Genomic DNA, 26,392 nt, shown 5'->3' on the forward strand with positions numbered 1-26,392 from the left:
CACTCTAGATGAGGGATCGGTGACCGGCAGCAACATTGCTAAGGCTTCCATCATCGCCGAACACGTTGCGGATGGTTCGCTCACAGGCACACAGATTGCCGAAGGCTCACTGACTGGTGCGCAAATTGCTGACGGAGCCATCGGCAGCCAGCATCTCGGTCCGGATGCCTTCAACGACTTCACATTAGCCGATGGCTCCATTGACGGCAGCAAGATTGCTAAGGCTTCCATCACAGGATCGCACGTCGCTGACCGCTCCCTGACTGGTGCCCAGATTGCTGACGGCACTATCGGCAGCAAGCACCTCGGTCCGGATGCCTTCAACGACTTCTCGTTAGCCGAAGGCTCCATTGACGGCAGCAAGATTGCGGAGGATTCCATCACTGGCACTCACGTTGTAGATGGTTCGCTCACGGGCGCGCAGATTGCCAACGGGGCGATCAGCAGCAAGCACCTCGGACCAGATGCCTTCAACGACTTCTCGTTAGCCGATGGCTCCATTGACGGCAGCAAGATTGCGGAGGATTCCATCACCGGCAAGCATGTTGCTGACGGCTCCCTGACTGGTGCGCAGATTGCCGACGGAGCGATCGGCAGCAATCATCTCGGTCCGGATGCCTTCGATAACTTCTCGTTAGCCGATGGCTCCATTGACGGCAACAAGATTGCGGAGGATTCCATCACCGGCAAGCATGTTGCTGACGGCTCGCTGACTGGTGCGCAGATTGCCGACGGGGCGATTGGCAGCAAACATCTCGGACCAGATGCCTTCGATAACTTCACGTTAGTCGATGGCTCCATTAAAGGCAGCAAGATTGCTGAGGATTCCATCACTGGCACTCACGTTGTAGATGGTTCGCTCACGGGCGCGCACGTTGCTGATGGCTCCCTGACTGGTGCGCAGATTGCTGACGGAACTATTAGCAGCAAGCACCTCGGACCGGATGCCTTCGATAACTTCTCGTTAGCCGAWGGTTCCATTGRCGGCAGCAAGATTGCGGAGGATTCCATCACCGGCAAGCATGTTGCTGACGGCTCCCTGACTGGTGCGCAGATTGCCGACGGAACTATTAGCAGCAAGCACCTCGGACCGGATGTCTTCAACGACTTCTCGTTAGCCGAWGGCTCTATAGACGGCAGCAAGATTGCGGAGGATTCCATCACTGGATCGCACGTTGTAGATGGTTCGCTCACGGGCGCGCACGTTGCTGATGGCTCCCTGACTGGCGCGCAAATTGCAGATGGAACTATTAGCAGCAAGCACCTCGGACCGGATGCCTTCGATAACTTCTCGTTAGCCGATGGCTCTATTAACGGCAGCAAGATTGCGGAGGATTCCATCACTAGCGCGCACATTGCTGATGGCTCCCTGACTGGCGCCCAGATTGCTGATGGAACTATTAGCAGCAAGCACCTCGGACCGGATGTCTTCAACGACTTCTCGTTAGCCGAAGGCTCTATAGACGGCAGCAAGATTGCGGAGGATTCCATCACTGGATCGCACGTTGTTGATGGTTCGCTCACGGGCGCGCACGTTGCTGATGGCTCCCTGACTGGCGCGCAAATTGCAGATGGAACTATTAGCAGCAAGCACCTCGGACCGGATGCCTTCGATAACTTCTCGTTAGCCGATGGCTCCATTGACGGCAGCAAGATTGCGGAGGATTCCATCACCGGCAAGCATGTTGCTGATGGCTCCCTGACTGGCGCACAAATTGCCGACGGAACTATTAGCAGCAAGCACCTCGGACCGGATGTCTTCAACGACTTCTCGTTAGCCGAAGGTTCCATTGGCGGCAGCAAGATTGCTAAGGCCTCCATCACAGGATCGCATGTTGCTGATGGCTCCCTCACTGGTGCGCAGATTGCTGACGGAACTATAAGCAGCAAGCACCTCGGACCAGATGCCTTCGATAACTTCACGTTAGTCGATGGCTCCATTGACGGCAGCAAGATTGCGGAGGCTTCCATCACTAGCGCGCACATTGTTGATGGCTCCCTGACTGGCGCACAAATTGCCGACGGAACTATCGGCAGCAAGCACCTCGGACCAGATGCCTTCGATAACTTCTCGTTAGCCGAAGGCTCTATAGACGGCAGCAAGATTGCGGAGGCTTCCATCACTGGATCGCACGTTGTAGATGGTTCGCTCACGGGCGCGCAAATTGCCGACGGAACTATCGGCAGCAAGCACCTCGGACCAGATGCCTTCAACGACTTCACCTTAGCCGAAGGCTCCATTGATAGCGATAAGCTTGCAAACGGAGCCGTCACAAGCACCCATCTGGCCGAAGGAGCCGTTACCGGACAACAATTGGCTAAAGGCGCAGTAACGGCAGAACATTTATGCTTTACACCAGTGCGCAGCACACCTGGCCAGCCGAAGCTGCAGCAATTCGGCATGACGCCATTTGTATTTGGAGCTGAGGCGTTAACCGAGGTAACCGTCCAATTCGAGGAAGCTTTTGCTGGGATCAACTATATCATTGTGGGGATGAGCAACAATCCTGGCTTCCAAATCTCCCTGAAATCCCAGCGCGAGGATACCGCCGTCCTTGAAGTGAGCCGCCAGCCTAACTGCAATCTCGCCTATGGTTTCATGTCCTGGATTGCGATCGGTCCTTCACGGTAACACCATAGCATTCCAAAAGAGGCCCTCCCCTGGGTAACACGGGAGGGCCTCTTTTACGTCAATTTCTCCACATTCCCATAATGGTTTACTTACCCTAACTGGCGTTTAAATGTTTTACTGGCGAAGAAGTAAGCGATGACCATGATGCCGACGCACCAAGCAAGCGCGATCCAGATATCGTTGCCAACCGCCCCTTCATACAAGAGGGCACGAATCGCATTCACGATTGAAGTCACGGGCTGGTTCTCAGCAAACGCACGGACAATTTTAGGCATGGTTTCGGTGGGGACAAAGGCCGAACTAATAAACGGCAGGAAAATTAGCGGGTACGAGTAGGCTGTCGCCCCTTCCATAGACCCTGCTGTCAATCCGGGAATGACCGCCAGCCATGTCAGCGCCAGCGTAAACAACCCGAGTATCCCAGCTACCGCGAGCCAATCCAGGATATCGGCGCCGGAGCGGAAGCCCATCAAGAGCGCGACGAGGAAAACCACCACGACAGTAAGCGCATTGGAAATAAGTGAGGTCAATACGTGAGCCCACAATACCGACGAGCGCTTGATCGGCATGGTAATGAAACGCGCCATCAACCCACTCTTTACATCCGTAAACAGCCGCAAGGAAGTGTAAGCAACGCCGGATGCGATAGCCATCAGCAAAATTCCCGGCAATAAATAATTGACGTAATTGTCCGTACCTGTCTCTATGGCGCCGCCAAATACGTAGACAAACAGCAGCATCATCATAATCGGCGTAATCGCCACCGTGATAATTGTGTCCGGGCTGCGCATGATGTTGCGCATTAAACGCCCTAGTAACACCCCTGTTTTGCTTTTCATTTACATCGCCTCCTTGTTGCCGATGATCGCGAGGAAAATTTCCTCCAATGTCGGCTGCTTCTCGATGTACTCCACTTTGGCTGGCGGGAACATCTCTTTGAGTTCGGTAAGGGTACCGGTCGTGATGATTTTTCCGCCATGCAGAATGGCGATACGGTCCGCCAGTTGTTCGGCTTCCTCCAGGTACTGGGTCGTCAGCAAGATGGTCGTGCCGCCGCCGGCAAGCTCCTTGACGGTATTCCAGACCTCAATCCGCGCTTCGGGGTCAAGCCCTGTCGTCGGTTCGTCGAGAAAAATGACGGCTGGTGTCCCGATCAGGCTCATGGCGATGTCAAGCCGGCGCTTCATCCCGCCGGAATATTTATCTGCCCGGCGGCTAGCCGCATCGGTCAGGCTGAATCTTGCAAGCAGATCGTCGGCGACTTGAGCTGGATTGGAAACTCCCCGCATCTTGGCAATCATCATCAGGTTTTCCCGCCCGGTAAGCATGCCGTCTAAAGCTGCGAACTGCCCTGTCAGGCTGATGCTCTGGCGAACATGATCCGGTTGACGCTGGACGTCAAAGCCGCAAATACCTACTTGGCCGCCATCGAGCTTCATCAGCGTTGAGAGAATGTTGACTGTCGTTGTCTTGCCTGCTCCATTTGAGCCCAGCAGTGCGAAAATTTCCCCACGCCGCACTTCAAAATCCACCCCCTTTAAGACTTCCTTGTCTTTAAAGGATTTTTTTAACCCTTTTACAGAAATCGCTGCATTCCTCATATTTTTTCCTCCTCATAATTAGCGCCTTGCGGAGCTAGGTTGCCTGCACCCAACTATTTAGTAATACTGATAATCTGTATAACTTACTACCGGGTTAAAAATTAACTGAATAGCGAAGGTGGCAATTCACATTAGTAACCAGCTAATCAGTCGGTATGATCTATTGAATTTATTTTTTACCCAATCGGTTCATGATACTCTGATTCAAATCTTCCCGATACTTGGCTACATAGGTTTTAGCGTTTGCTACTAGTTCGTCAGCAAAGGACGCCACGTCTTCCCCAGTGATTTCCAGCACTTGTCTGCCTTCAGCTGCTCCGGCTTCGAACAACTCGATTAATTCATACTGCATGTGCAGCATATCCATCCCGTTGCCCGCTGAGAAATTCCACATGTAGTTTTGAATTTTCTTAAATACAAACTGGTAGTCCTCAGGCAGGGCTTCAACCCGTGCCATCATCATTTTGTACTCTTTTTTATCACCAATCATTTTTTTGAATATTTCCAACATATAATTTTCCTCCTTTTATATAAAGCGGAACAAGGCACTCCAAAAATATCGGACGGAATATCTTATGAGGCTAGATTGACTTCAAGACGTTGATTTTTGATGATAAGAAATCCCACCTTTCCCAAAACGATTCAAGCTCCTGGCGGCCAGCCTCATTAAGTGAGTAAAACTTGCGCGGAGGCCCCATGTCTGACGGTTTCTTTTCAATGTTCACCAGCTGTTTCTTTTCTAACCGCACGAGTATGGTGTAGACCGTTCCTTCCACGACTTCGGTAAACCCAAGCTCGTTCAGACGGCGGGTAATCTCGTAACCATAGGTTTCACGGCGGCTAATGATTTCCAGCACACAGCCTTCCAGCGAACCCTTCAGCATTTCAGTTAAATTTTCCATATTCGAAAGCCTCCTCTATTTCGCCCTCCCCTACTTAGTATTACCTATATTCAGTATAACATAGTACCGAAGGAAATTTTTACTTAATAGCATTTGGAAAAACACACTATTAAGTATTACTCATTACACGTACATTGTAATACTGAGTAGCAGGGAGTGTCAACAACTTATTTAAAATATTTTCAAACCAGTATCGCCCCGCGATTTATGCATGCAAAAAAGACGAGCTTTAAGCTCGCCTTTTGTTTATTGATTATTCGATGCCGATCCGTCCTTGTTCAAGCCCCTCCCCTAACTCCGGCAATCTCGTTCGTATCCGTAATGCGTAACATCCCGAGATGAACAATACCGTGGCAGCGATGATGTACGTAGCCCGAACGCCGAATTCATCGGTTATGAACCCAAACAACAGGGTGGATAATCCGAATACCAGCGAAACAAGCGCGCTTTGAGCTGCGTACACTTTTGGCAATACATGGACAGATACGCCCCGCTGCAGTGTAGTCTGAAGCGAGACTGCCTTAAGCTGTTCAAAAACGCCGAAGCCTGCCGAGAACACCAGGGCCAGCCAAGGCACCGAGGTCAATCCAAAACCGAACGTCATGATACTAATGCCGAAGGAAGAGCAGATGACGAACTTGCGGATATTGCGGTCGATCAGCCCCGCGTTTTTCATTCCAAACAGTCCACCCAGCATGAGTCCCAGGAAAAAGCTTGCGTTGATATATCCCCACCATGCCTCCTCCCTGTGCAGCACATCGGCTACATACACGTAGATGGTCGCTGCGATCCAAATCACGCCCGCCATCGTCTCCAATACATACATCACATGAATTGCCCGAAGAGAAGGCTGTTTCCAAATGAGTGTCCAGCCTTCCTGAATGGAGCGCCAATTCGAAACGCGAGCCTTCTCTTTCTGTTCCTGGGTGGATTCATGCCGATCCTCTATAAGCTTCATGAAGACTGCGGCGGCGAGGGCTAGGGCAAAGGTCAGCCATATTACGTTGCTTCCGCCCAAGACTACGACCAGCAGTCCCCCAACGGCCCAGCCTCCCAGTTGAATTAGCTGATCCACGATGGCAACAAAGCTATTCGCTTTCGTCAGCTCGGTGGCATCCACCAGACGCGGCAGCATGGCATGGCTTGCAGGTGCAGCCCAACCATCAAGCAAAGAGATGAGGAATACGAATCCGAGGATCGCATAGACCGTCACCTCCTGCTCTCCCAGCACATAGTAGGTCATTAACAATAGGAACAACACGGCCGTTTTCCCGATTTGCGACGAAGCAAGCAGCGACTTGAGGCTGTATTTATCCATCAACATGGGCGCAAAGCTCCCGCTTATAAACCGTGCCATCGTCGTGACAAAAGGTATCATGGCCATCAACATGGCGGATCCCGTAATCCCATAGATAATTGCCATCAGGCCGACAATGTAAAACAAATCGCCGCTATTGGCGAGCGCCTGACCTATCCAGAGATACCGAAAAGATTTCCTCTTCATCTTTCTACCCCAATTCTGTATTTAGTTGTGTTGGTTAGGGTAGAAAAACCTACATGTTCTGGCCTCCGTACATTTTATATGGTTAATATAGTAACACCGTTAAGGACTTCTGTTAAGTTCACGGATTAATTTTTTCAAGCGAATCAGATGGCATATCTCACCAACCGCAACTTTTTTATCCCCGGCTAAAACTATTTGGCCCGCTCCACGGTCTAATGATCAGTCAAGCGCACTCAAGTACTTGAGCATGATCCAACCCATTAAACCAGGAATAGATCAAAACGAATTCGTGCCATGACATAAAATACTAGCGCTAGTAGTTAGGAGTGAGTGAACTGAGAGCGACAGAGTCGAAGCCAAAACAGTTCAGTGAAAATATTGAGAAATGCAAAAGCAAGTTATACCGGGTGGCCTATTGCTATGTCAAAAATGAGCAGGAGGCACTCGATATCGTCTCCGAGGCAACCTATAAGGGATATCTCGCTTACGAGCGGATGAACACGCCGCAGTATTTTGAGTCCTGGATGACCCGGATTGTCATTAACGCTGCCATCGACCATCTCGGTCGCAAGAAGCGGGTAACTTATATGGAGGACCAAACGCAAGACTATGCAGCCGCAGAGCATACCCTACCGCTGGAAGAGAAAATGGATTTATATGATGCGCTGGACAGACTGATGCCAGAAGAGAAAACCTATATTATTCTGAAGTTTTTTGAGGACCTGCGCTTTCGAGAAATGGCGGATGTGCTGTCATTGTCCGAAAACACGGTCAAGACCAGATTCTACCGCATTATCGGAAAACTAAAATCGTATTTAATCGAGGGAGAGGTCGATAATCTATGACAGGAAAAGAACGCTACGAACACATTGAGATCCCTGCCCAGCTAACCGATGTTATGGCCGCAGCACAGAAAAAGGCGGCTGCCCGCAAACGATCCATGCGCTTGACGAGATATTCGTCCGTTGTTGCAGCTGCCATTGCCGTGCTATTCGTGGTCAACATCCCGACGGTGGCAAACGCCTTAGCCAAAGTCCCCGTGGTGGGCAGCATCGTTCAGGTTCTGCAGTTCGGGGGCGGAGGCGAGCGGACCGACGGCGTTACCGTGGGTACGGAAGCTTCCGAGGACGTGATTAAGATTCAATTTGATCAGGAAGGCAAGTCCGTTTCCAGTGTCCCGTCCTACACCGTGGATCATCGGGATGCACCAAACCGTCTGATCTTCACGTTTAACGGTGTACGAAACTTTGATTATGAAACCCTCAAGAAAGACATGCTGGCCCTGCCGCTGGTGAAGGATGTCTATGAAAATGTGATTTTGGACGACTCGGCCATGCGTTTTGTCGTTGAACTGAAGGATGGCGTGAAGCATACCGTATCCGAATATAAAGACCCCGGCTATATTGAGCTGAAGCTCACTTCGACCGGCGAGCCGGTAAACCCGCGCGAGGTCTTCTATATCCGCAGTGAAGCTATGCCACAAGGGGAATCCCTTGCTATTCTTGAAGAGATTTATATGGAAGACGACGTGACCTTCATTAAGACCGCTGGCGGTGACTTCATCGCGGTCATCGGCGGGTTCGATACCCGTGAGGAAGCCGAGCAGAAGCTTGGTGAAATTTCGGCTCGCGACAGCTACAGCGATGATCTGCGTATCGACAGCTGGATGAGCAATGAACGCCCGAACTAACCTGGATTATGAAAAGGCACCGCTCCGACTAATGCTGGAGTGGTGCCTTTTTATGATGATCAATGACGTTTTTTGGGCAATATTGAACATGCCGGTCCCGGAAGCGGCTCTCCCGGCTGCAACCATATTATGCGGTTGAATGAGGATAGATCATGACTTTCACGCTGGTGTCCTTGTGCGTGCGAGCAAGCTCTACAGCTTCCTCGATCTGATCCAAGGAAAACTGGTGGGTGATGATATCGCGTATGCGGCTTCCCTTGTTTTGCAGCATCTGTATAGCCGCCGGGTACGTATTCGCATAGCGGAACACGCCGTATACATCCAGCTCGGCGTCAACCAAAGCGCCGATATCCACCGGGATGGCATCCTTTGTCGGCAGACCTACATACACGATCCGGCCTCCGCGGTTCACATAACCGACTGAATCCGCGATGGCACCGGCGTTGCCCGACGTTTCAATAATAAGATCAATCCCTTTGCCGTCCGTAAGTTCGTTCAACCGCTGCGGAACGGATTCATCCATCGGATTGATCACGCCGGAGGCTTCCATCTGAAGGGCCAAATTACGCCGGTATTCCACGACGTCGCTGCCATATACCTGAGAAACTCCGGACATTTTGGCCGCCTCCATAGCAAGCAGGCCAATCGGCCCCAGGCCGAGAACCAGCACCCGGTCCTCCGGGTGGATACGCCCGCGGCGTACGGCATGAAGTCCTACGGACAGCGGTTCAAGCAAAGCGCCTTCCTCAAAGGACATTTCATCCGGCAGCCGGAACAGGAAGTCGCTTCGCACCGCGACGTATTCGGCCCAAGCTCCGTCAACCGGCGGGGTGGCCATAAATACAACATCCGGACACAGGTTGTAACGTCCGCTTTTACAATAAGAGCAGCGCCCGCACGTAACGCCCGGTTCCACGGCCACGCGGTCACCGGCGGAGACATTTCTCACCTTCTCCCCCGTCCTTACGACAACGCCGGCAAGCTCATGTCCCAGAATCAACGGTTCCTTCACCTCATATCTGCCAATCCGTCCATGCTCATAGTAATGCACATCCGAACCGCATATGCCGATGCAATACACTTGAATCAAGGCTTCATCCGGCTTTGGCTCCGGAATGGGAACCTGCTTCACCCCAATGGATAAAGGGCGATCAAGAACGGCGGCAGACATCATGTTTGGTTGTGACAAGCTGCATTCACCTCTCATCTCAAGAAATCGCTTACGAACTTAGTTTACACGATAAACTATCGCTTCATAAGGGTGTAGAGCGAATTCGCCGAAACTTCGCTCCGAGCGCTTGTAGTTCGAGAGTACAACTTCCGGTTGATGCTCACGCCACTCGACAGGGAATTGAAAATCCGGTGTTCCGCTATAGAAGTTGAGTACGACCAAGTACATCTCGTTCCCGAGCGACCTGGAATAGGCGAATATTTCCGGATGCTCCTGAAGCACCGCTTCATATGTTCCGTAGATCAACGCCTCACTGGATTTGCGCAGACGAATCAAGGCCTTATAGTAATTGAGAATGGAATCGGGATCATTTAACTGCTGCTTCACGTTGATCTCATGATAATTCGGATTGCAGCGGATCCACGGCACAACCGTGGAAAAGCCGCCATAAAGCGTGTCATCCCATTGCATCGGCGTTCTTGCATTGTCCCTTGCCCGGTACGCGATTCTGCGCATCGTCTCGGACACGTCCTTCCCGTCCAACAGCCGCTCGCGGTAATAATTGTAGATCTCCACGTCTCGATAATCGCTCAGCTCCGCAAACTCAACATTCGTCATTCCGATTTCCTGCCCCTGGTAAATAAACGGCGTCCCCTGCATCAGCATAAAAAAAGTAGCCAGCATCTTGGCCGATTCCTTATGATAGTGGACCGGATCACCAAAGCGGGATACGGAGCGCGGTTGATCGTGATTCTCCATATAGAGGGCATTCCAGCCCACGCCTTCAAGTCCCGTCTGCCATTTATGCATGATCTGCTTCAATTCGGCCAAGTCCCAGATCGCATAATCCCAGCGCCCTTCGAGTCCGAAATCAAGATTGACGTGCTCAAATTGAAAAATCATGTTCAGTGCCCCATTCTCTTCCCCAATCCAGCGGTCTGCTTCCGATATCGGGATGCCACTCGCTTCGCCAACCGTCATAATGTCATAATGGGCGAACGCTTCGCGTTTGAATTGTTGAAGAAAATCATGGATGCCCGCTATATTCCGATGTGCCGGATTCGAGTCGACATATCGAAGATGATTCGGATTGGGCATATCCGGCAAACCCGGGAGCTTCTTAATATGGGTGATCGCATCCACGCGGAAACCGTCAATCCCTTTATCGAGCCACCAACGGATCATCCTGACCAGATCATCCCTGACCGCAGAATTCTCCATATTTAAATCAGGCTGCTTCTTGGAATAGAGGTGGAGATAATATTGATCCGTTAACTCGTCATATTCCCAAGCGGAACCGGTAAAGATGGATTCCCAATTGTTCGGCTCGGCCCCATCCCTCGCATCCCGCCAGATGTAGTAATCCCGCTTCGGATTAGTCCTTGAGGAACGGGATTCAATAAACCACGGATGTTCATCCGAGGTGTGATTGAGCACCAGATCCATAATAAGGCGCATGCCGCGGTTATGGATTTCGGCCAGCAGTTGATCGAAGTCGGCCATGGATCCGAACTCCGTCATAATATCCTGATAATCACTGATATCGTAACCGTTGTCGCTATTGGATGATCGATAGATGGGGCATACCCATATAACATCAATCCCGAGATCCTTCAAATAATCCAGGCGTGATATAACCCCTTGCAGATCCCCGATGCCGTCTTCATTCGAATCCATAAAACTGCGTGGATAGATCTCGTAAGCAACGGCTTCTTTCCACCATACTTTCTGCATTGTCGTATCCCCCGTTTACAATAAAGATGCTGCTTATTAGGAATGCAGACCGAGTCATTACACGTACTTCATTAACCAACTTAGTCTGTCGCAGCATACAGTATTGCCGTTTAAGCGATCATATAAGCCTAACAACCATAGAATAGCCGTGCCGCGGGGATATGCGGCACGGCCACTATAAAGTCCACTATGAAACAACTACGGAAATGAATTCGTGCCTGCTCCATGTAACATACTGCATGGGTTTGGTCAGACTCCGATAAGGACCCGCCATTCACTCCACTTCTTTGATCTCCCGCTAACCCCGTACATACTTTGCAGTCAGCGATTGTTCCGCCATGATCAGTTCAGCAGGCGTTCCTTCGAACATGACCCTGCCTCCCCTGCTGCCGCCCTCGGGTCCGAGATCGATGATCCAATCCGCCTGACGGATTACATCCAGATTGTGCTCAATCACGATTACCGAGCTGCCGTTATCGACGAGCCGATTCATCATGTCCAGCAAATGCCCGACATCCGACATATGCAGCCCCGTTGTCGGCTCGTCCATCACGTAGATCTTTCCCTGTCTGTGCAGCTCGCTGGCCAGCTTGATGCGCTGGCTTTCGCCCCCGGACAGGGTGCTTAGAGGCTGTCCGAGCGTTAGATAGTGCAAGCCGACATCGTGCAGGGCCTCCAGCCGCCGTCTGATTTCTTTTTTCTCGAAAAAATCGAGTGCCTGCAGCACCGTCATATCCAATACGTCGGTAATCATTTTTCCATGGAGTTTATACTGCAGCACATCATCCTTAAAGCGTCTGCCATCACAGGTGTCGCACGGAGACTTGATGCCTTCCATAAACGCCAGGTCCGTATAGATGAACCCGAGACCGTGGCAGTCGGGACAGGCTCCTTTGGAATTGAAGCTGAACAGGGATGGACTCTGATCGTTAGCTTTGGCAAACATGCTCCGGATGTCATCCATGATCCCCGTATAGGTAGCAGGATTGGAACGAATCGAGGTGCTGACGGCGGACTGGTCGATGACGACAGCCTCGGGATGCTGGAACAGGAAGGCATGATGAATCAGCGAGCTCTTGCCTGACCCCGCTACGCCCGTGACCACGGTTAACACGCCTTCCGGGATATCCACCGTTACATTTTTCAGGTTATGATGACTGGCATTGGCAATCCGCATTTGTCCTGTCGGTACCCGGAACTGTTCTTTCATCGGCATGCAGCGTTTCATATACTGCCCGGTTAACGTAGAGTCTTGGCTGCACAGCTGCTCAACCGTACCCTCGAAGACAACTTCCCCTCCCCGGGTACCTGCATTCGGTCCCACATCCACCACATGGTCGGCAATTTCAATCACGTCGCGGTCATGCTCCACGACCAGCACCGTGTTGCCCTTGTCACGAAGCTTCCTGAGCATGTCGTTCAGGCGGTGAACATCCCGAGGATGCAAACCAACGCTCGGCTCATCAAAAACATACATCATGTCCGTCAGACTGCTGCCCAGATGCCTAACCATCTTCACCCGCTGCGATTCACCTCCGGAGAGCGTGGTCGTCTCCCGATTCAGCGTTAAGTAATCCAGCCCCATATCCATCAAGTGCTGCAGCCGCTCGGCCAAGCTGGCCACCATACTGGCAGCCACCGGCTCCTTGATATTCAGGATGATCTCTCTTAACTCCCCAATCTCCATGGCCGCACACTCGGCGATATTATACCCGTTGATCCTGCAGCTTAATGCCGCCTGACTGAGCCGTGTCCCCTCGCATAACGGGCATGTGTCATGCGTAATAAAATTTTTGACGTGATTTAAGGTCCGCTCGGATAACTCACTGCTGTCTCTCTGGATATACAGCCGGTTGAACTTCAACACGAGACCTTCGAAGTCAGACTGTACCGGTCCACCCTTGGACGGAAACGTCACCTTTCCCTCCTTGCCGTATAGGAAGAGATCCCATTCCGCTTCCGAATAGTCGGCCAGCTTCTTATCGTTATCAAAGAAACCGGACATGGTGTAATTTTTCATATACCAGCTATCCACTGAGAATATAGGAAATCGGACTGCTCCCTCATTCAAAGATTTGCTCGTATCCAGCAGTTTATTTAGATCCAGCTCGACCTTCCTGCCGATACCTTGACATTCCGGACACATGCCTTGCGGGTCGTTAAAAGAAAAGACGTTGGAGTATCCCGCAAATGGCTGTCCCACCCTGGAAAACAACAGACGGAGTATGGCGTACAGATCCGTGATTGTGCCTAGCGTGGACCGTGAATTGCCCCCCAGACGCTTCTGGTCGATGACGATGGCCGTCGACAAGTTCTCGATCGAATCGACGTCCGGCTGGCTATGCCGTGGAAGTCGGTTACGAACAAAAGCAGTAAACGTCTCATTCAGCAATCGCTGAGCTTCCGAACTGATGGTATCAAACACGATGGACGATTTGCCCGAGCCGGATACGCCGGTAAAGACCGTGATTTTCCGTTTTGGAATTTGCAGCGAAACATTCTTCAGATTATTCTCCCTGGCTCCACGTATGCTGATATATTCTTGCGCCATGGCCGCTCCTCCCTTATACCCTGTAGTGTTCCTATTATAAAAGGGCAATCATGACATGTACTGTCATAATGGGTGAAGGTCTCTATTATTAAGTTATTCCCGCAACCGGTAAATATCAGGAAGGTTGTTGACCGTATTAATGCTATACTTAGTTTATAAGAGTTTGGGGAGAGAAAATGTTACACCCTCCCATTTTTGATTCCGGTTTGCCAATAAGCATCCTGTCCTTTACAATTACGGAACATCATCGTTTCTTAGAATTCATGTTTACAGGAGAGTAATGACGATATGAGCAAAAAAATAGTCGCCATCGATATGGATGATACCATCTGCCATCTCATACCCAAGGCCATTCACTATCACAATCTGCAGTACAAAGATCCTCAGCTGACGCTGGATCAGATTACCGATTATAATCTGCACCAAATCTGGCATCCTGACTGCTCAGAAGAGTTTTTCTTCGGAAAGCCGGGCTTATATGAAGAACTTGAAATATTTGATGAATATACGATTGACGAAGTCCACAGAATGACGCATGATTATGACGTTATTGTCGTTACCGCAGCCCGTCCCTCCTCGGTGCCCGAGAAGTGGAGATGGCTGCAGCGGCATATGCCTTTTATTCCGTTCGAGAATTTTTTCGTGGCCAAGCGCAAGGATTTAGTGGAATTCGATCTTCTGATTGACGATGGTCCCCATAATGCAATTGCCGCCAGAAAAGCCGGAAAGCAAACCATTCTGATTCCGCGTCCGTGGAACGCGCATATTCAGCATGAATTTATTCTGAAGGATTCCTGGAAGGGAATGAACGAGTTAGTTGACCGTATTTTATCTGATTCTAACCATCAAGGGGATATGAAATAAATGAATACAGACCGCAATAGTCGGTACCTATCGCAAGACATCCATTTTTTCGCGGCCGCACTGTCGGAAACGGTAGTTTCCGTATGGGAAGAGGATCCCGCAAGCGTATACGTGGAGATCGAGCGAGGTTACATTGAATGCTATACACCGGATGTCGTCCGCATCCGCAACGAAGAGACAGGTTATCTGACACACTACAGCCGTGACACCGCTATGTTTCAACGGATGTAATAGATAAAGGCCGCTTCCCTTGCCGGGAGGCGGCTCTTTTATTACTCAAATCATCTTTTAGCTGACAGAACAAGAAACAGGGTTGCGAGCGGGCCTAACAACAGGGATAGCAGAAACCAGTTTAATCCCGTTCTGTTTTTTCCTTGAGCCAATCCGGCATTAATTAACGCCAGCGTTCCCCATCCCACGTAAAATTCATTATTCATCATATCTCCTCCGATACCGTGCTCTTTATCTGCTTATTACGTTTTGACATGCTGAACCGTTGCAGGATATACAAAAAAGAGCAAGGAAAGCTCCCTGCTCCGGAGAATTTTAACGCTTATAGCAGCAGCCTCAAAAGGCTCCGGCATTATGCAACGAAGGCCCCAGTCTTACTTGATTGGACAATCGATCCTTATGCGTGCTCCAATTCTCTTAACAGCTGAAATATCTGTCCCCGATGATGGGACTCATGCTCAATCAGATGATAGATGACCCATTCGGGCGTCACATCGTACGGTTCCAGTTGTCTGACTCGCCTCCAGTCCGAGAGGTCCATGCCCTTGAAATGGGCAAGCAATTCCTGACGTACCCTCTGCATACGGTGAAGGTGTTCCTCCAGTGACTGATCCGGCACTTCAGAAAGACTGTTATCCTCGGTACGGTGATCCCAGGGAAAGCACGCCTTTATTTTCGGGTCCCAATCGGATTCAAGCACCTCGGCGTACAGCCAGTCCGCTTCAATGTAAGCGATATGATACAACAGTGAACCGATCGACTGCCGACCGTCCACCTTATGGTTCAAAAACTCATGCCGAATCCCTTCCAGCCGTCTCAATATCGTTCGCCGCACATCTTCAAGTCCCCATATCCACCGGCCGATCTCCGGCTCAAACCCAGGCAATGCCTCAACCGTCAACGTTTTCCTCTGCAAATCTTCACGCTCCTTTACATCATCTCTTGAACCTAAGAATAACAGGCTCAAGCGGCAGACTGCCAGGTAAAGTTCGGTTTAGGCAAAAACCACCCTGGGTCATTCAGCCGTTCTTACTTCTTTCTAGTCGCAATCGCCTCTGCTGTTTGTTTAACGGCCTGATGCCCGAATACCGCAAACGCCCCTGCGAGTATGCCTTGAATGATATTTTCCACGCTCCAGCCGATCAAGCCGGTTGTGAACAGAACCGATACGACTATAACCAGATATACAATGCTCCAATTCGGAACCTTGGGGGTTTGCTTCAGCACATATCCGATTACCCAACAGGCAGCAACGACCATGAAGAGCCGCGGGTCGATCAATTGAAAAATGACGCTCCATTCCATGGTAAACCCACCCTTTCCATTCATCTTCTACATCCTATTCCTCGAGCCTATCGATTGGCTTGTATTTATATCCTTATTCTCGTAAGTAAAATAATAGAATCTGCGAAATGGAATTTTCGATAGGTTTGACGATGAGCAGACGCAGCACAAATCGCGGTATTCCCGGGTGGAGGAAATACGCAGTGAGTATCCAATATGAATGGCGCGGTTCTTCATTTAGAGCTCCCCCTGATATATCAGAATATATGGCCCATTATTTTCCATTCATATTATACAAAAAAAGGCAGCCTCCATACCAACGGAAGCTGCCTTGCTCGAAACCTGTTCTAACATCCCCAATTCCAAACCAAACTTAATGTTATACCTTGCTAACCTCAACTCTATCCTCTACGAGGGCCTGAGCCTCGACAGCGGACTGCTCACCCTGCCATAACAGCTGCATCTCTTCGCTCGTGGCGAGCAGCGCAGACAAGCTGCCCTCCGCTTCGATCCGGCCATCCTTCATGACGATGATATGATCGGCCTTCGAAAGGGCTGCCCTGCGATGGGATACCGCGATGCAAGTGACGCCCTGCTCCTTGAACAACCCATCCCATACCAGCTGCTCCGTCTCCACGTCCAGCGCGCTGGACAGATCATCAAAAATGAATAAATCCGCGCCCGTAATCAGCATGCGTGCTGTAGCCGCCCGCTGGATTTGTCCGCCCGACAGCATAACGCCCCTCGGACCGACCAACGTCTCCAGTCCCTGATCCAGATTCTCGATATCCTTCTCCATGACGGCCAGACGGATGGCCCGTTCCAGAGCTTCCTCCGTCCGCTCTTTCTTCCCTTGAACAATGTTCTCTCTCAAGGGATCACTAAACAGCCTAGGAACCTGCGGTGTATACGCCGCCCGAGGAGGCATAAGGAAGGTTGCTGGATCCACCTCTTCCCCGTTCCAGCGGATCGTCCCTTCCTGCTTCGGCAGCAGACCCAGCAATGTCCGGACAAGCGTCGATTTCCCTGCTCCGATTCGTCCTGTCACCACCAGAAACTTGCCGCGCTCCAAGCGGAAATTAATATCCGATATGCCATTATCCGAATTCGGATAATGATATGATAAATTCTTGACTTCCAGCTCCTGCAGCTTCTCCCCCGGTTCTCTGTGAATGACGGGCAGTTCCGGCGGCTCTTCGTTCAGATACGTTTCCCGTGCCTCAATAATCCGGTCTTCCTCACCAGGACGGAACAGCGAGCGCATCCGGTCAAAGGAAACCTTCAGCCGCTTGTGCTGGAACACCATATACCCGAACAAGGAAATACTGAAGCCGATATTAGCCAGGTAAGACGTAAACAAAGCGAAATCTCCGACGGTAAAATGCCCGGCCTGCATTTCAGCAGCGCACATCAGCAGAATTAGTCCCGTACAGATGCTAAGCACATGCTGATTCAAGGATCGCATCCATTGTTTGAACAGATTATCCTTCAGCGCTGCCTGCCGGCGGTCTTCGTTCAGCTTCATGAAGCGCTCATGAACATGATCCTCGGCCTGCCCGAGCTTCAAGGCTTGAACCGCACCGAAGGTTTCCGCGATAAAGCTTGTAATGCGCCCCGTAGCTTCCCGGTTCTTTAGCCCGTAACGACGCGCGCGGTTGCCGGACAGATTGTTCAGGAGTGTGACCACTACGAGCGGCAGCACGGCCACCAGCATGATCTTCCAGTTAATGCTTGCCATAATGACTACGGAGACGAGGGCAAAAACGAGGCGCCCCCAGAAATCCACCCAGGATTCCACGTATTCCACAACTTCTTCCACGTCATCGCGGAAGCGACTCATCGCCTCCCCTGGAGAAGCCGGCAAATTCCTCCCCGGCCAGCGCATGATCCCAGCCAGCATGTTCGTGCGCAGAATGGCCTGAATGTGGTAAATATACGTTACCCATTGATAAAAGGCCGCAAAGAACGTCCCCACCCGCGCAACCCTTACTACGGCAATGAAGATCAAAGGAACGGCTAGCCATACATAATCCGTCGAATTCGATGTAGCCCGGTCAAAAAACCACTGCATCCCAAGCCCGATCAATAGCGGCAAGGAATGAAATATGCACCACAACAGACCGTTGAATAAAAATAATGAAGGCTTGAAACGAAATAGGCGCCCTATAAAACCTGTGATGGTCATGCCAGTTCCTCCTCTCTGCCTGTGATCAGCAGTCTGGCATAATGCGATGCCGGATCTTGTGCAAGTGCTTCCCGTGCGCCGAATTCCAGAATTCGTCCGTCACCCAGCACCATAATTTTATCCACCTGCTCCAGCGTAGCCAGCCGGTGCGCGATGATGATGCCCGTACAACTGCTCATCAGCTGATCCACGGCCGTCTGCAGCATCATTTCCGTTGCGGCGTCTAGGCGTGAGGACGGTTCATCCAGAATCACCAGGCTCGGCTGCGTCAAAAATACCCGGGTTAAAGCGAATAGCTGCGCTTCCCCCGCGGATAGCGATGCTCCACCTGTTGTCAGATGCGTATCCAGACCTTCCGGCTGCGCATCGATCCATTGCCGAAGTCCCAGACGCTCCGTCGTTTCCAGAATAAATGCATCCGACACGCCGTTATCAAACAACGTCAGGTTGTCACGCAGCGAGCCATCAAACAGCTGTACATCCTGCGTGACCATCCCCACCCGGCGGTAAAGCGCAGGCAGCTTCAGCTTCGTAATATCGGTCCCCCCAACGCGAATCACACCGCTGTCGATGTTATACAGTCGAAGCAGAATACGGCTGAGACTCGACTTTCCGCTGCCGGTACGTCCGATAATGCCCAGGCGTTCGCCTGGTTTGACCTCAAAGTTGATGTCTTTTAACACCGGCTTATCTTCGTTATAACTGAAGTTGACGCCCTCAAATTTCAAACCGAGCGCTCCCTCCGGAAGCTCTTCTTGTTCTCCGTCCACAATCTCGCTCTTATTGGACAGCAGCTCTCTGGAGCGCAGCATGCCGGATTTTGCCTTTTGGAACTCCTGTACCTGGTCACCCAGCATTTCGATCGGGTCATTCAGCATCTGCGTATATTGATAGATTAGGAAGAGGGTCCCTAGCGTAATTTCACCGATCAAATAATAACGAACCCCTAGTAGCAGGACAGCGGTAACTGCAAGGGCAAACAGAATCACCGTGGTATTCCAAGGGACGACGCGAAGCATCCAGGCTTTTCTTCCTTTCAGAAACACGCTGCGCATCATGCGATGAAACCGATTCATCACATACGGCACATTGCCGTTCGCCTGTACATCCTCAATGCCAGCGATGCGTTCCTCAATTAAGCCAAACAGCGAAGCGCTGGCTTCCCGTTCATTCTTCGAGGAATTGACGCCCATATTCCGGATAAACACCATGAACAAAATAGACAGCAGTGTAAACACCGTCATGACGATCGCGATCGGCAGATTGACTGTGAACATAAATCCTAGTATGCCGGCGAGCAGCACAAAACTTCCGATAACCTGCACGATGAACATCGCGAAGAAGTTCGAAATATTCGTCACGTCGCCATCAACCCGCTCAATCATCTCGCCTGGCGTTTTCACATTATGAAATCGCATATCCAGCCGCAAGCAATGCTTCAAAAGATCGCCGCGAAGCCGGTTCGTTGCGCGCCATGAAATATCGTTCCCCATATAGCTGACAGCCACGGTAATCAGCTGATTAAAAACAGCCACGATCAGAAACAATCCCGCCAGCTGAATCAGCGTGGCTATAACGCCGCCTTCGGCTGCCGTGTCAATAAACCGTTTGACAATCTGCGGATTCAGAAGCTGCAAACCTGTCGACGTCAGCAGCATCATGACCAGCAGTATCAGCCGTCCTTTAACCGGTTTTAAATACCGCAGCAGCCATGACATTGAAACCTTTTCTTGTTTGGGCACAGTGCCCACCCCCATATGCAAGCAAGTATGTACAGACCTCCATCTCCCCACAAAGCAAGGCATGGCGGCAGTAAATCATTACCAGTCTACATGATATCTACAGTCATTCCTAGGTAAAGAATAATTATAATATGTACTAAGAAAAAGCAAACGAACGCCTAGCTTCTGCATCTATGCAGAGTTGGCGTTCGTTTATTGTGCTGAATATAGCGTCGGTCGTTCTCTCGGTGTTATCGTAATGTGATTTGTGCTTTGTCCTGATCCTCAAGCTTGATGACCAAGCTTTCTTTAGAATCAGCTACGCCATCGGGTACTTCTATGACAACAAATCCGGATTTCGTAGCCAAAGGCTTGATGCTGCCTGTTCCCAGATCGCCATCAATCATGGTTACCGTGTAGTTATATTCATATTCCTCTTTAAATATGGCTTTCATACTAACGCCACCAATGATTGATGTGAAATCCTTTGCCTCTTTACCATTATTGGTGACTGTATAATTTAGAATAAGGAACTTGTTGCCTTCATCAGCACTCGACGAAAACATATCTGCACTTACTTTTTGATCAAACTCAAACGAATCAAGTACAACTTCCCAATCACCTAAGGTGAATTTTTCTCCAGGTTTGTTAGAAGCCTCTTTTGGTTCCTCTTTTGGCTCCTCTTTGGCTGGCTCTGTTGTTGCTTCTTTGCTCGGCTCATCCTTAACGGTCTCCCCAACTGCATTGACACTTTCGTCTTGCTTGGCGGAGTCACTGCTCGTAGGATTATTTCCACATGCCGAAATAACTAAAAATGCACAAATCATCAAAATCAAACCAAACTTTGTTCTCATTTACTAACCTCCGTGTAGGTAATATATACCACATTATCATACCATATATGATTTTTCTATTATTTTCTTAACATTTCGACATTTTCTTATGCAAGATTTAAACCATTCAGTATAACGAATTTTCCTATTCTCTTCCTCTATAAAACTAGCAAGTCAATACCCGCTTCAAAAAAAAGCGAATCCAATAATTCAGCATACTCGTATATGTATAATAGAGTGACGTGCAACTTTTTGGAGGTGGGCATAATGAATACTGGGATCAGTGGATTAGACGGACTGGATGAACAGAAGCTATCAGAAATTCGCGAAAATGCCGCAAGGCTCTCGGACATGAAACAAGAAGTGCCCGTGGAAGAATTGTTCTCGGAATCATTTATTCAAAGACATACCAAGTTTTCTTCAATCGGTCACTTGCTGAAAGCCGCAGGTTATGAGGGAAGCACAGATGAAGAGTTTGACGAATTCATACAAGGACATACGATTAACCCATTTATCGTTGAACATACCCCATTTCGCAGCTGGCAGGATTTTCAGGAGTTAGCCGTATCCGCTTATATCACGAAATGGCTGGGATTCTAAATATTCAATCAGAAATCCGCCTGTACGCAGGCGAGGGACGATAACCAAAGAAGCCCCTCTAACCGATGTTAGAGGGGCTTCTGATATATTTTTTAAGGGGTGCTTTTATCATATGCTCCAAATATTAATGGAAGCTTAAATTATGATTAAAGAGACATAAATTGTTCGACGCGGCACAAATAGCCCGTTCTTTTATAATAATCGGGTGTTTATTCGGTTGTAACTGTAGCCGTCTTGGTTTTGTTATCCCAGACAACCTTGGCGCCTAACGCCTCACCGATAGCCCGAAGCGGCACATAGGTCACGCCATTCTCAAGCTTGCCGTCCGCGATCTGCTTCCCGTTTACGATGACATGTACCTTATCCTCCACCGTAACGCCCCCCTCTTTCTTCTGAAGTCCCAAATATTTAGCAATGCCATTCACATGACCGATCGCAATAGAATCAATCACATCCTGCCGTTTAAGCTTGGCTGCATCTGCCGCCACATCGATAAACAGGTTTTCGGTTAAGACAGCAGGCATCTTAGATTCACGGACCATATGCAGATTAGCGGCCTTCTGCCCCCGATCGATGACACCGAAGGATTTAATGGTACTCATGATTTCCGTGTGCATAACGTTCTGCAATTTTACCGAAGCCGAGCTTGCCGAGGTATATCGATATGACTCAAAGCCCCCAGCACCGCCACCCGCGTTACAATGGATGCTAACTAGGATATCGGCGCCAGCAGCGTTTGCCTTATGGGTCCGTTCAGCCAATTCAAGGAACACATCTGAGGATCGGGAGAGTAGTACTTGGACATCGCCATATTCCGCTTCCAATCGTTTCTTCACAGCAAGAGACACCGCTAATACGATTTCCTTCTCCTGCAGGTCGTTTCCGGTTGCTCCAGAATCCTTCCCGCCATGCCCTGCGTCAATCCAAACCTTTTTCACGATCATTCACCGCCTTTGTAGGTTGTTGAATAGCCCGGTGATCCATTACAGCGAAGGCAACTGCAGCAATTGCTTCCAACTAATGTTTCAATGGTTATATTAGGCAAGCAACTGTAAGTCCTACTGCAAGGACGAGTATATATATAAGATACTCCTGTTTAGCACATTCGGTGTTTGCTTGTGCCTATATTGTGCGGCCTAGATCGGTTTCTAGTCACCTTTTGAGTTTAGATACGAACCCTGTATTTTACATTTAATGGAACTTAAAATTGGGATTTGCGTATTGTCTGTTAAGGGGTAGATTCTATGTTTACCATGTTCGTCGGTGCCATTAATATCTGGCTTGGTCTATTAATATTCAGAAATCCTGAAGAAATGGCAATCCGCATGAATCGGGATGAATACCATGAAATAGATGATAATGATATATTAAAAATGCAGTTTCTCGGAGTATTTGTTGTTGGTTTTGGTATTATTTTAGCTCTTGTAGGGTTATCTACTTTTTTCTAACTTGTAATATGTATTACTCGCATTTAACTTTTTCATTAAGCCATTGATGAGGGGCTGGTTATATGTCTGGGTTTACATTTATCCTGTTCGCTGTTGTTTTTCTAATACGTGGTCTATTGAGAATACGCAAACCCACATGGGGTTCGTTTTATAAGAGTTGGAAAGTAAACCACGAGGCTGAGCCAAGTTCGGACTACATTCAATATATCAAATCCAGTGGGCTTCTCTGGATCGTTCTAGGAGCCCTTTTTCTAGTGTTAGGCATTCTCCTTATGACTCTTTGAACTCCTCCTTATATAGCTTAGCGGCCAAGTGCTCGCCGATTCCCATGATCGTTGTACTGCCCACTGTTCCACGCTTGAAGCGACCGGCAGTTGACCGCTAACGGCAACTTAATCAGCACAGACCATCACCCTACTTTACATAAATCCGTTTCTTTCCTAACATCCCGGTAACACACATTCCGTACAATGTCCCTATCACATTACATCGATGAAGGGATATGACAGAATGAAAAAGAAATTCAAGAAATTGCTCGCGCTGCTGTTGCCAGCGACGATGATTGCGGGGCTGCTGTCGGGCTTTCAAGCGTCCGCAAGTCCGGCCACTTCACCAGATAGCGACAATAGCTTCAAAATGGCCATACTGCCGGATACGCAAAAGTATGCGCGTTACAAAAACGAGCTTTGGCTGTCGCAAACGAATTGGATCGCAAAAAACGCGAAAAAAGAAAATATTGTGTTCACTGCACATTTAGGCGATTTGGTCGATCGTGCCGATGAAGAATACGAATGGCGCAACGCCGACGAGGCGATGAAAGTACTCGATAAAGCCAAGCTTTCATACGGTTTTTTGGCAGGAAACCATGATGTGCTCAACTCGCAGCAATACGACAACGAACGGGATTTGGCCAAGGAACCGTTTTTGAACTATTTTTCGACAGACCGGATGAAGAACATCCCGGGTTTTACCGGCCATTCGGAGGACGGATTTAATTCCTACTATATTTTTGAAGGGTCCGGGAAAAAGTACATGGCACTCTTCCTGGATTGGAGAGCGTCCGAAGAGACGTTGAAGTGGGCGCAAAAAGCAATCGACAAACATCCAACGTACCCGGTCATGGTGTTCACCCACCAACTGCTGAACATTTCCAACGACAAAAAATCAGCCGTCATGACAGATCACGGGCAATTACTATGGGACAAGCTGATCGCGAAAAACGATCAAATCTTCCTCACCGTAAACGGTCATCATCATGGCTATGCTCATACGGTCAAGAAAAACAACAAAGGTCACGACGTCGTTATGATGGTCGTTGATTATCAGAGCGCCTTTCACGGCGGCAACGGAATGTTACGAACGCTTGAATTCGATATGGACAAGAACCGCATTCATACATCCTCCTTCTCCCCATGGGTCATGGGAATGCCGGAGAAACAAAGAACCGCGTTTGATGAGGAGAAATTAGTAGACGATTTTAACGATTTTACAGTCGCGATGGATTTTGAAGAACGGTTCTCCGGATTTCAGCCCATCATTTCCGTCAAGAAAGAAGTGCCGAAAGTAGAAGGTACGGTCGCTTACTGGCAAATGGACAACCGTTCGGCCGCTGAAGGGCAAGCTGTGGCAGGCAAGGGAGCAGCGGTCAAAGATCTTTCCGGCAAAGGGAACGATTTGTACCGTATCGACGAAGGCGACGCCAAACCAGGCGATCTGATCTGGTACAAAGGAAATGCGCAAAATCCGCAAAGTAATTCGGGCATTCGCTTCTTCAATAACAAGTCACAAAAGAAAGGCTCGTATTTGAAAACATCCGATCAAGCGCCTATCAATGCACTAACATTCCCGAACGGATATACGATTGAAGCGGTCGTGAAGCTCGGGCCTGACTTTGATGCCGACAAACATTCCTGGATGGGCATTCTGGGACGGTACGGCACCGGACAAGACGTCGGCAAGAAAGAAGGTGACGCCGACGCTCCGCTAGCAACGTTAGCTGTGTCAAGCTTACGGGAGATTCAATGGGCGTCCTTCCCGCTCAATTACGGAAGCGAGCAAACAAGTTGGTCGTGGGAAATGGACGACAGCTGGCATCATATCGCGCTGGTAAACAACGGACAATCGACAAAGATGTATATCGACGGCGTAGAAGTATTGCGCAATCCCGACACAAAGCCGCAGGGCATCGCCACGACCGGCAAACCGTGGATCATCGGCGCGAGCCAATATGCCAATAAGCTGGACGGCGTATTTAACGGATGGATCAGCGAAATTCGTATCGTCGATCATGCGCTGAACAAGAAAGATTTCTTACAATAGTTAGAGGTATGCGCAAGCGCCGGGACGATTCCCGGCGCTTGAAGCGCTCCTGCTTGCTTTTATGATGGTCTCATCTTCCAGACATTTTTGAATTGCTACTGCTGAGCTGATCAATGGTTCCTGATTTGGGTAGAAAATTTGGTAGAAGTTCTGGTAGAAGACTACGGCTCGCTGGCTAAAAGCCGGCAGGCAATTTTTATTAATGCTGGTACGATATTGGACTTATTAGACGAATAGACAAGAAAGTTTAACAATAATTGTTTTTTTCCTTCGATTTTCATATCCTACTTGGCCGGGGGATACCCTGGATGACTCTTCCAATAACCAGGAAAAGCGCTCCTTCATCCCAGCGACCAGATATCTTGTTAAGAGCCGTTTTAAAGGAAAAAATATCATTTCCAAAAAACGGTCGATAATATTGTTATAAGCCATAGGCTCCAGCCCATTGTTGTCTCCTCTATATAGGCTACTGCATAGGATAGATAGAAAATTACGAAACCATGAAGAGGAGATTGAATATGTACCGTTATCCATGCCACCCTTACCAAGGGTATAATCCTGCGCATAACTACTGGAATAACCAACCTTGGAGCGATAATTTGAATTTTAGTTATTCGAGTTGGAACAATAACAATTGGCATCGTTATGATGAAAATATGAAATTAACTGATTATGGACAAAGGCCTCTTGTGTTGAATATTGATCAAGCAGCTAAACAAAACAATACTTACCGAACCGCCTTATGGACAGGAAAGCACTTTCAAGTGACACTAATGAGCATTAATGTTGGAGATGACATTGGTTTAGAAGTTCATCCTACAACTGATCAATTCATACGAATTGAACAAGGTAAAGGACTTGTTCAAATGGGTGATAGTAAAGATAACTTGGATTTTCAAGAAATGGCCTATGATGACTATGCAATCATGATACCGGCTGGAAAATGGCACAATGTGACCAATATGGGGAATGTACCACTAAAAGTATATGTGATCTATGCTCCTCCAGAGCATCCATATGGCACGGTTCAAGAAACCAAAGCAGATGCCATGTCTGCTAGGTAAAATAAAGGATAGAACCTTTAAAATTAAAACAGCGGCAAACTGGGGTTCTGACATCTCA

General features: G+C 49.2%; 25 protein-coding genes. 10 read left to right on the top strand and 15 right to left on the bottom strand.

Going from position 1 to position 26,392, the window contains the following annotated elements:
- Positions 1-2,632, top strand: a 2,632-nt coding sequence (locus tag AB4124_RS05710) for a WIAG-tail domain (protein ID WP_441971663.1), incomplete at its 5' end; no start/stop codon positions are given.
- 89 nt (positions 2,633-2,721) lie between these two features.
- On the opposite strand, the gene AB4124_RS05715 is transcribed toward AB4124_RS05710, so the two are convergent.
- From AB4124_RS05715 to AB4124_RS05735, 5 genes are all read right to left on the bottom strand, one after another.
- Positions 2,722-3,471, bottom strand: coding sequence for an ABC transporter permease (locus AB4124_RS05715; RefSeq protein ID WP_441971665.1), 750 nt, complete (start codon positions 3,469-3,471; stop codon positions 2,722-2,724).
- Positions 3,472-4,233: an ABC transporter ATP-binding protein gene (locus AB4124_RS05720; RefSeq protein ID WP_076322210.1), complete on the bottom strand. Its 762-nt coding sequence runs from the start codon at positions 4,231-4,233 to the stop codon at positions 3,472-3,474.
- 169 nt (positions 4,234-4,402) lie between these two features.
- Positions 4,403-4,744 carry a DUF1048 domain-containing protein gene (locus AB4124_RS05725; RefSeq protein ID WP_215163257.1) on the bottom strand — a complete coding sequence of 114 codons (342 nt, stop codon included), beginning with the start codon at positions 4,742-4,744 and terminating at the stop codon, positions 4,403-4,405.
- 70 nt (positions 4,745-4,814) lie between these two features.
- On the bottom strand, positions 4,815-5,135 hold the full coding sequence (locus AB4124_RS05730) for a PadR family transcriptional regulator (protein WP_430110863.1): 321 nt from the start codon (positions 5,133-5,135) through the stop codon (positions 4,815-4,817).
- 253 nt (positions 5,136-5,388) lie between these two features.
- Positions 5,389-6,639, bottom strand: coding sequence for an MFS transporter (locus tag AB4124_RS05735; RefSeq protein WP_441971668.1), 1,251 nt, complete (start codon positions 6,637-6,639; stop codon positions 5,389-5,391).
- A gap of 326 nt (positions 6,640-6,965) precedes the next feature.
- On the opposite strand from AB4124_RS05735, the gene AB4124_RS05740 reads away from it, so the two are divergent.
- Together AB4124_RS05740 and AB4124_RS05745 are read left to right on the top strand one after the other, a co-directional pair.
- Positions 6,966-7,484: a sigma-70 family RNA polymerase sigma factor gene (locus AB4124_RS05740; protein ID WP_430110857.1), complete on the top strand. Its 519-nt coding sequence runs from the start codon at positions 6,966-6,968 to the stop codon at positions 7,482-7,484.
- Entirely contained in the window at positions 7,481-8,329 is an 849-nt protein-coding gene (locus tag AB4124_RS05745; RefSeq protein ID WP_339270117.1) for a DUF4179 domain-containing protein, read from the top strand. The genes AB4124_RS05740 and AB4124_RS05745 overlap by 4 nt, the downstream gene beginning before the upstream one ends.
- A gap of 127 nt (positions 8,330-8,456) precedes the next feature.
- On the opposite strand, the gene AB4124_RS05750 is transcribed toward AB4124_RS05745, so the two are convergent.
- The 3 genes from AB4124_RS05750 to AB4124_RS05760 form a co-directional block, all read right to left on the bottom strand.
- Positions 8,457-9,518, bottom strand: a complete 1,062-nt coding sequence (locus AB4124_RS05750) for an NAD(P)-dependent alcohol dehydrogenase (protein ID WP_441971671.1) — start codon at positions 9,516-9,518, stop codon at positions 8,457-8,459.
- 39 nt (positions 9,519-9,557) lie between these two features.
- Positions 9,558-11,234: a glycoside hydrolase family 13 protein gene (locus AB4124_RS05755; RefSeq protein WP_441971673.1), complete on the bottom strand. Its 1,677-nt coding sequence runs from the start codon at positions 11,232-11,234 to the stop codon at positions 9,558-9,560.
- A gap of 298 nt (positions 11,235-11,532) precedes the next feature.
- The gene (locus tag AB4124_RS05760) at positions 11,533-13,785 is read right to left on the bottom strand and encodes an ATP-binding cassette domain-containing protein (RefSeq protein WP_441971675.1); all 2,253 of its coding nucleotides are present in this window, start codon (positions 13,783-13,785) and stop codon (positions 11,533-11,535) included.
- A 288-nt stretch (positions 13,786-14,073) separates the two neighbouring features.
- Between AB4124_RS05760 and AB4124_RS05765 the strand changes: the two genes are divergently transcribed.
- Positions 14,074-14,649: a 5' nucleotidase, NT5C type gene (locus tag AB4124_RS05765; protein ID WP_076322219.1), complete on the top strand. Its 576-nt coding sequence runs from the start codon at positions 14,074-14,076 to the stop codon at positions 14,647-14,649.
- On the top strand, positions 14,650-14,880 hold the full coding sequence (locus AB4124_RS05770; RefSeq protein ID WP_071222107.1) for a hypothetical protein: 231 nt from the start codon (positions 14,650-14,652) through the stop codon (positions 14,878-14,880).
- 50 nt (positions 14,881-14,930) lie between these two features.
- Here AB4124_RS05770 and AB4124_RS05775 read toward each other — a convergent pair whose 3' ends face one another.
- From AB4124_RS05775 to AB4124_RS05800, 6 genes are all read right to left on the bottom strand, one after another.
- Positions 14,931-15,089: a hypothetical protein gene (locus AB4124_RS05775; protein WP_202618862.1), complete on the bottom strand. Its 159-nt coding sequence runs from the start codon at positions 15,087-15,089 to the stop codon at positions 14,931-14,933.
- 188 nt (positions 15,090-15,277) lie between these two features.
- Positions 15,278-15,796, bottom strand: a complete 519-nt coding sequence (locus AB4124_RS05780; RefSeq protein WP_430110847.1) for a DinB family protein — start codon at positions 15,794-15,796, stop codon at positions 15,278-15,280.
- 113 nt (positions 15,797-15,909) lie between these two features.
- The gene (locus AB4124_RS05785) at positions 15,910-16,209 is read right to left on the bottom strand and encodes a phage holin family protein (RefSeq protein WP_379410527.1); all 300 of its coding nucleotides are present in this window, start codon (positions 16,207-16,209) and stop codon (positions 15,910-15,912) included.
- Between the two features lie 334 nt (positions 16,210-16,543).
- On the bottom strand, positions 16,544-18,349 hold the full coding sequence (locus AB4124_RS05790) for an ABC transporter ATP-binding protein (protein ID WP_441971678.1): 1,806 nt from the start codon (positions 18,347-18,349) through the stop codon (positions 16,544-16,546).
- On the bottom strand, positions 18,346-20,091 hold the full coding sequence (locus AB4124_RS05795) for an ABC transporter ATP-binding protein (protein ID WP_441971680.1): 1,746 nt from the start codon (positions 20,089-20,091) through the stop codon (positions 18,346-18,348). The genes AB4124_RS05790 and AB4124_RS05795 overlap by 4 nt, the downstream gene beginning before the upstream one ends.
- 230 nt (positions 20,092-20,321) lie before the next feature.
- Entirely contained in the window at positions 20,322-20,924 is a 603-nt protein-coding gene (locus tag AB4124_RS05800; protein WP_237566277.1) for a DUF4352 domain-containing protein, read from the bottom strand.
- 246 nt (positions 20,925-21,170) lie between these two features.
- Between AB4124_RS05800 and AB4124_RS05805 the strand changes: the two genes are divergently transcribed.
- A complete protein-coding gene (locus AB4124_RS05805; RefSeq protein ID WP_076322226.1) occupies positions 21,171-21,503 on the top strand; it encodes a hypothetical protein in 333 nt (110 codons plus the stop codon).
- Positions 21,504-21,712: 209 nt separating this feature from the next.
- On the opposite strand, the gene AB4124_RS05810 is transcribed toward AB4124_RS05805, so the two are convergent.
- On the bottom strand, positions 21,713-22,441 hold the full coding sequence (locus tag AB4124_RS05810) for an N-acetylmuramoyl-L-alanine amidase (RefSeq protein WP_430110832.1): 729 nt from the start codon (positions 22,439-22,441) through the stop codon (positions 21,713-21,715).
- Between the two features lie 306 nt (positions 22,442-22,747).
- On the opposite strand from AB4124_RS05810, the gene AB4124_RS05815 reads away from it, so the two are divergent.
- From AB4124_RS05815 to AB4124_RS05830, 4 genes are all read left to right on the top strand, one after another.
- On the top strand, positions 22,748-22,951 hold the full coding sequence (locus AB4124_RS05815) for a hypothetical protein (RefSeq protein ID WP_213646492.1): 204 nt from the start codon (positions 22,748-22,750) through the stop codon (positions 22,949-22,951).
- A 62-nt stretch (positions 22,952-23,013) separates the two neighbouring features.
- On the top strand, positions 23,014-23,235 hold the full coding sequence (locus tag AB4124_RS05820) for a DUF6199 family natural product biosynthesis protein (RefSeq protein WP_441971684.1): 222 nt from the start codon (positions 23,014-23,016) through the stop codon (positions 23,233-23,235).
- A 226-nt stretch (positions 23,236-23,461) separates the two neighbouring features.
- Complete coding sequence (locus AB4124_RS05825) at positions 23,462-25,270, top strand: LamG-like jellyroll fold domain-containing protein (RefSeq protein WP_441971686.1); 1,809 nt, start codon at positions 23,462-23,464, stop codon at positions 25,268-25,270.
- A gap of 518 nt (positions 25,271-25,788) precedes the next feature.
- A complete protein-coding gene (locus AB4124_RS05830) occupies positions 25,789-26,334 on the top strand; it encodes a cupin domain-containing protein (protein WP_441971687.1) in 546 nt (181 codons plus the stop codon).
- Positions 26,335-26,392: the final 58 nt, after the last annotated feature.

The organism is Paenibacillus sp. 2KB_20 (genome assembly GCF_052115765.1).
Lineage (GTDB): Bacteria > Bacillota > Bacilli > Paenibacillales > Paenibacillaceae > Paenibacillus_AQ.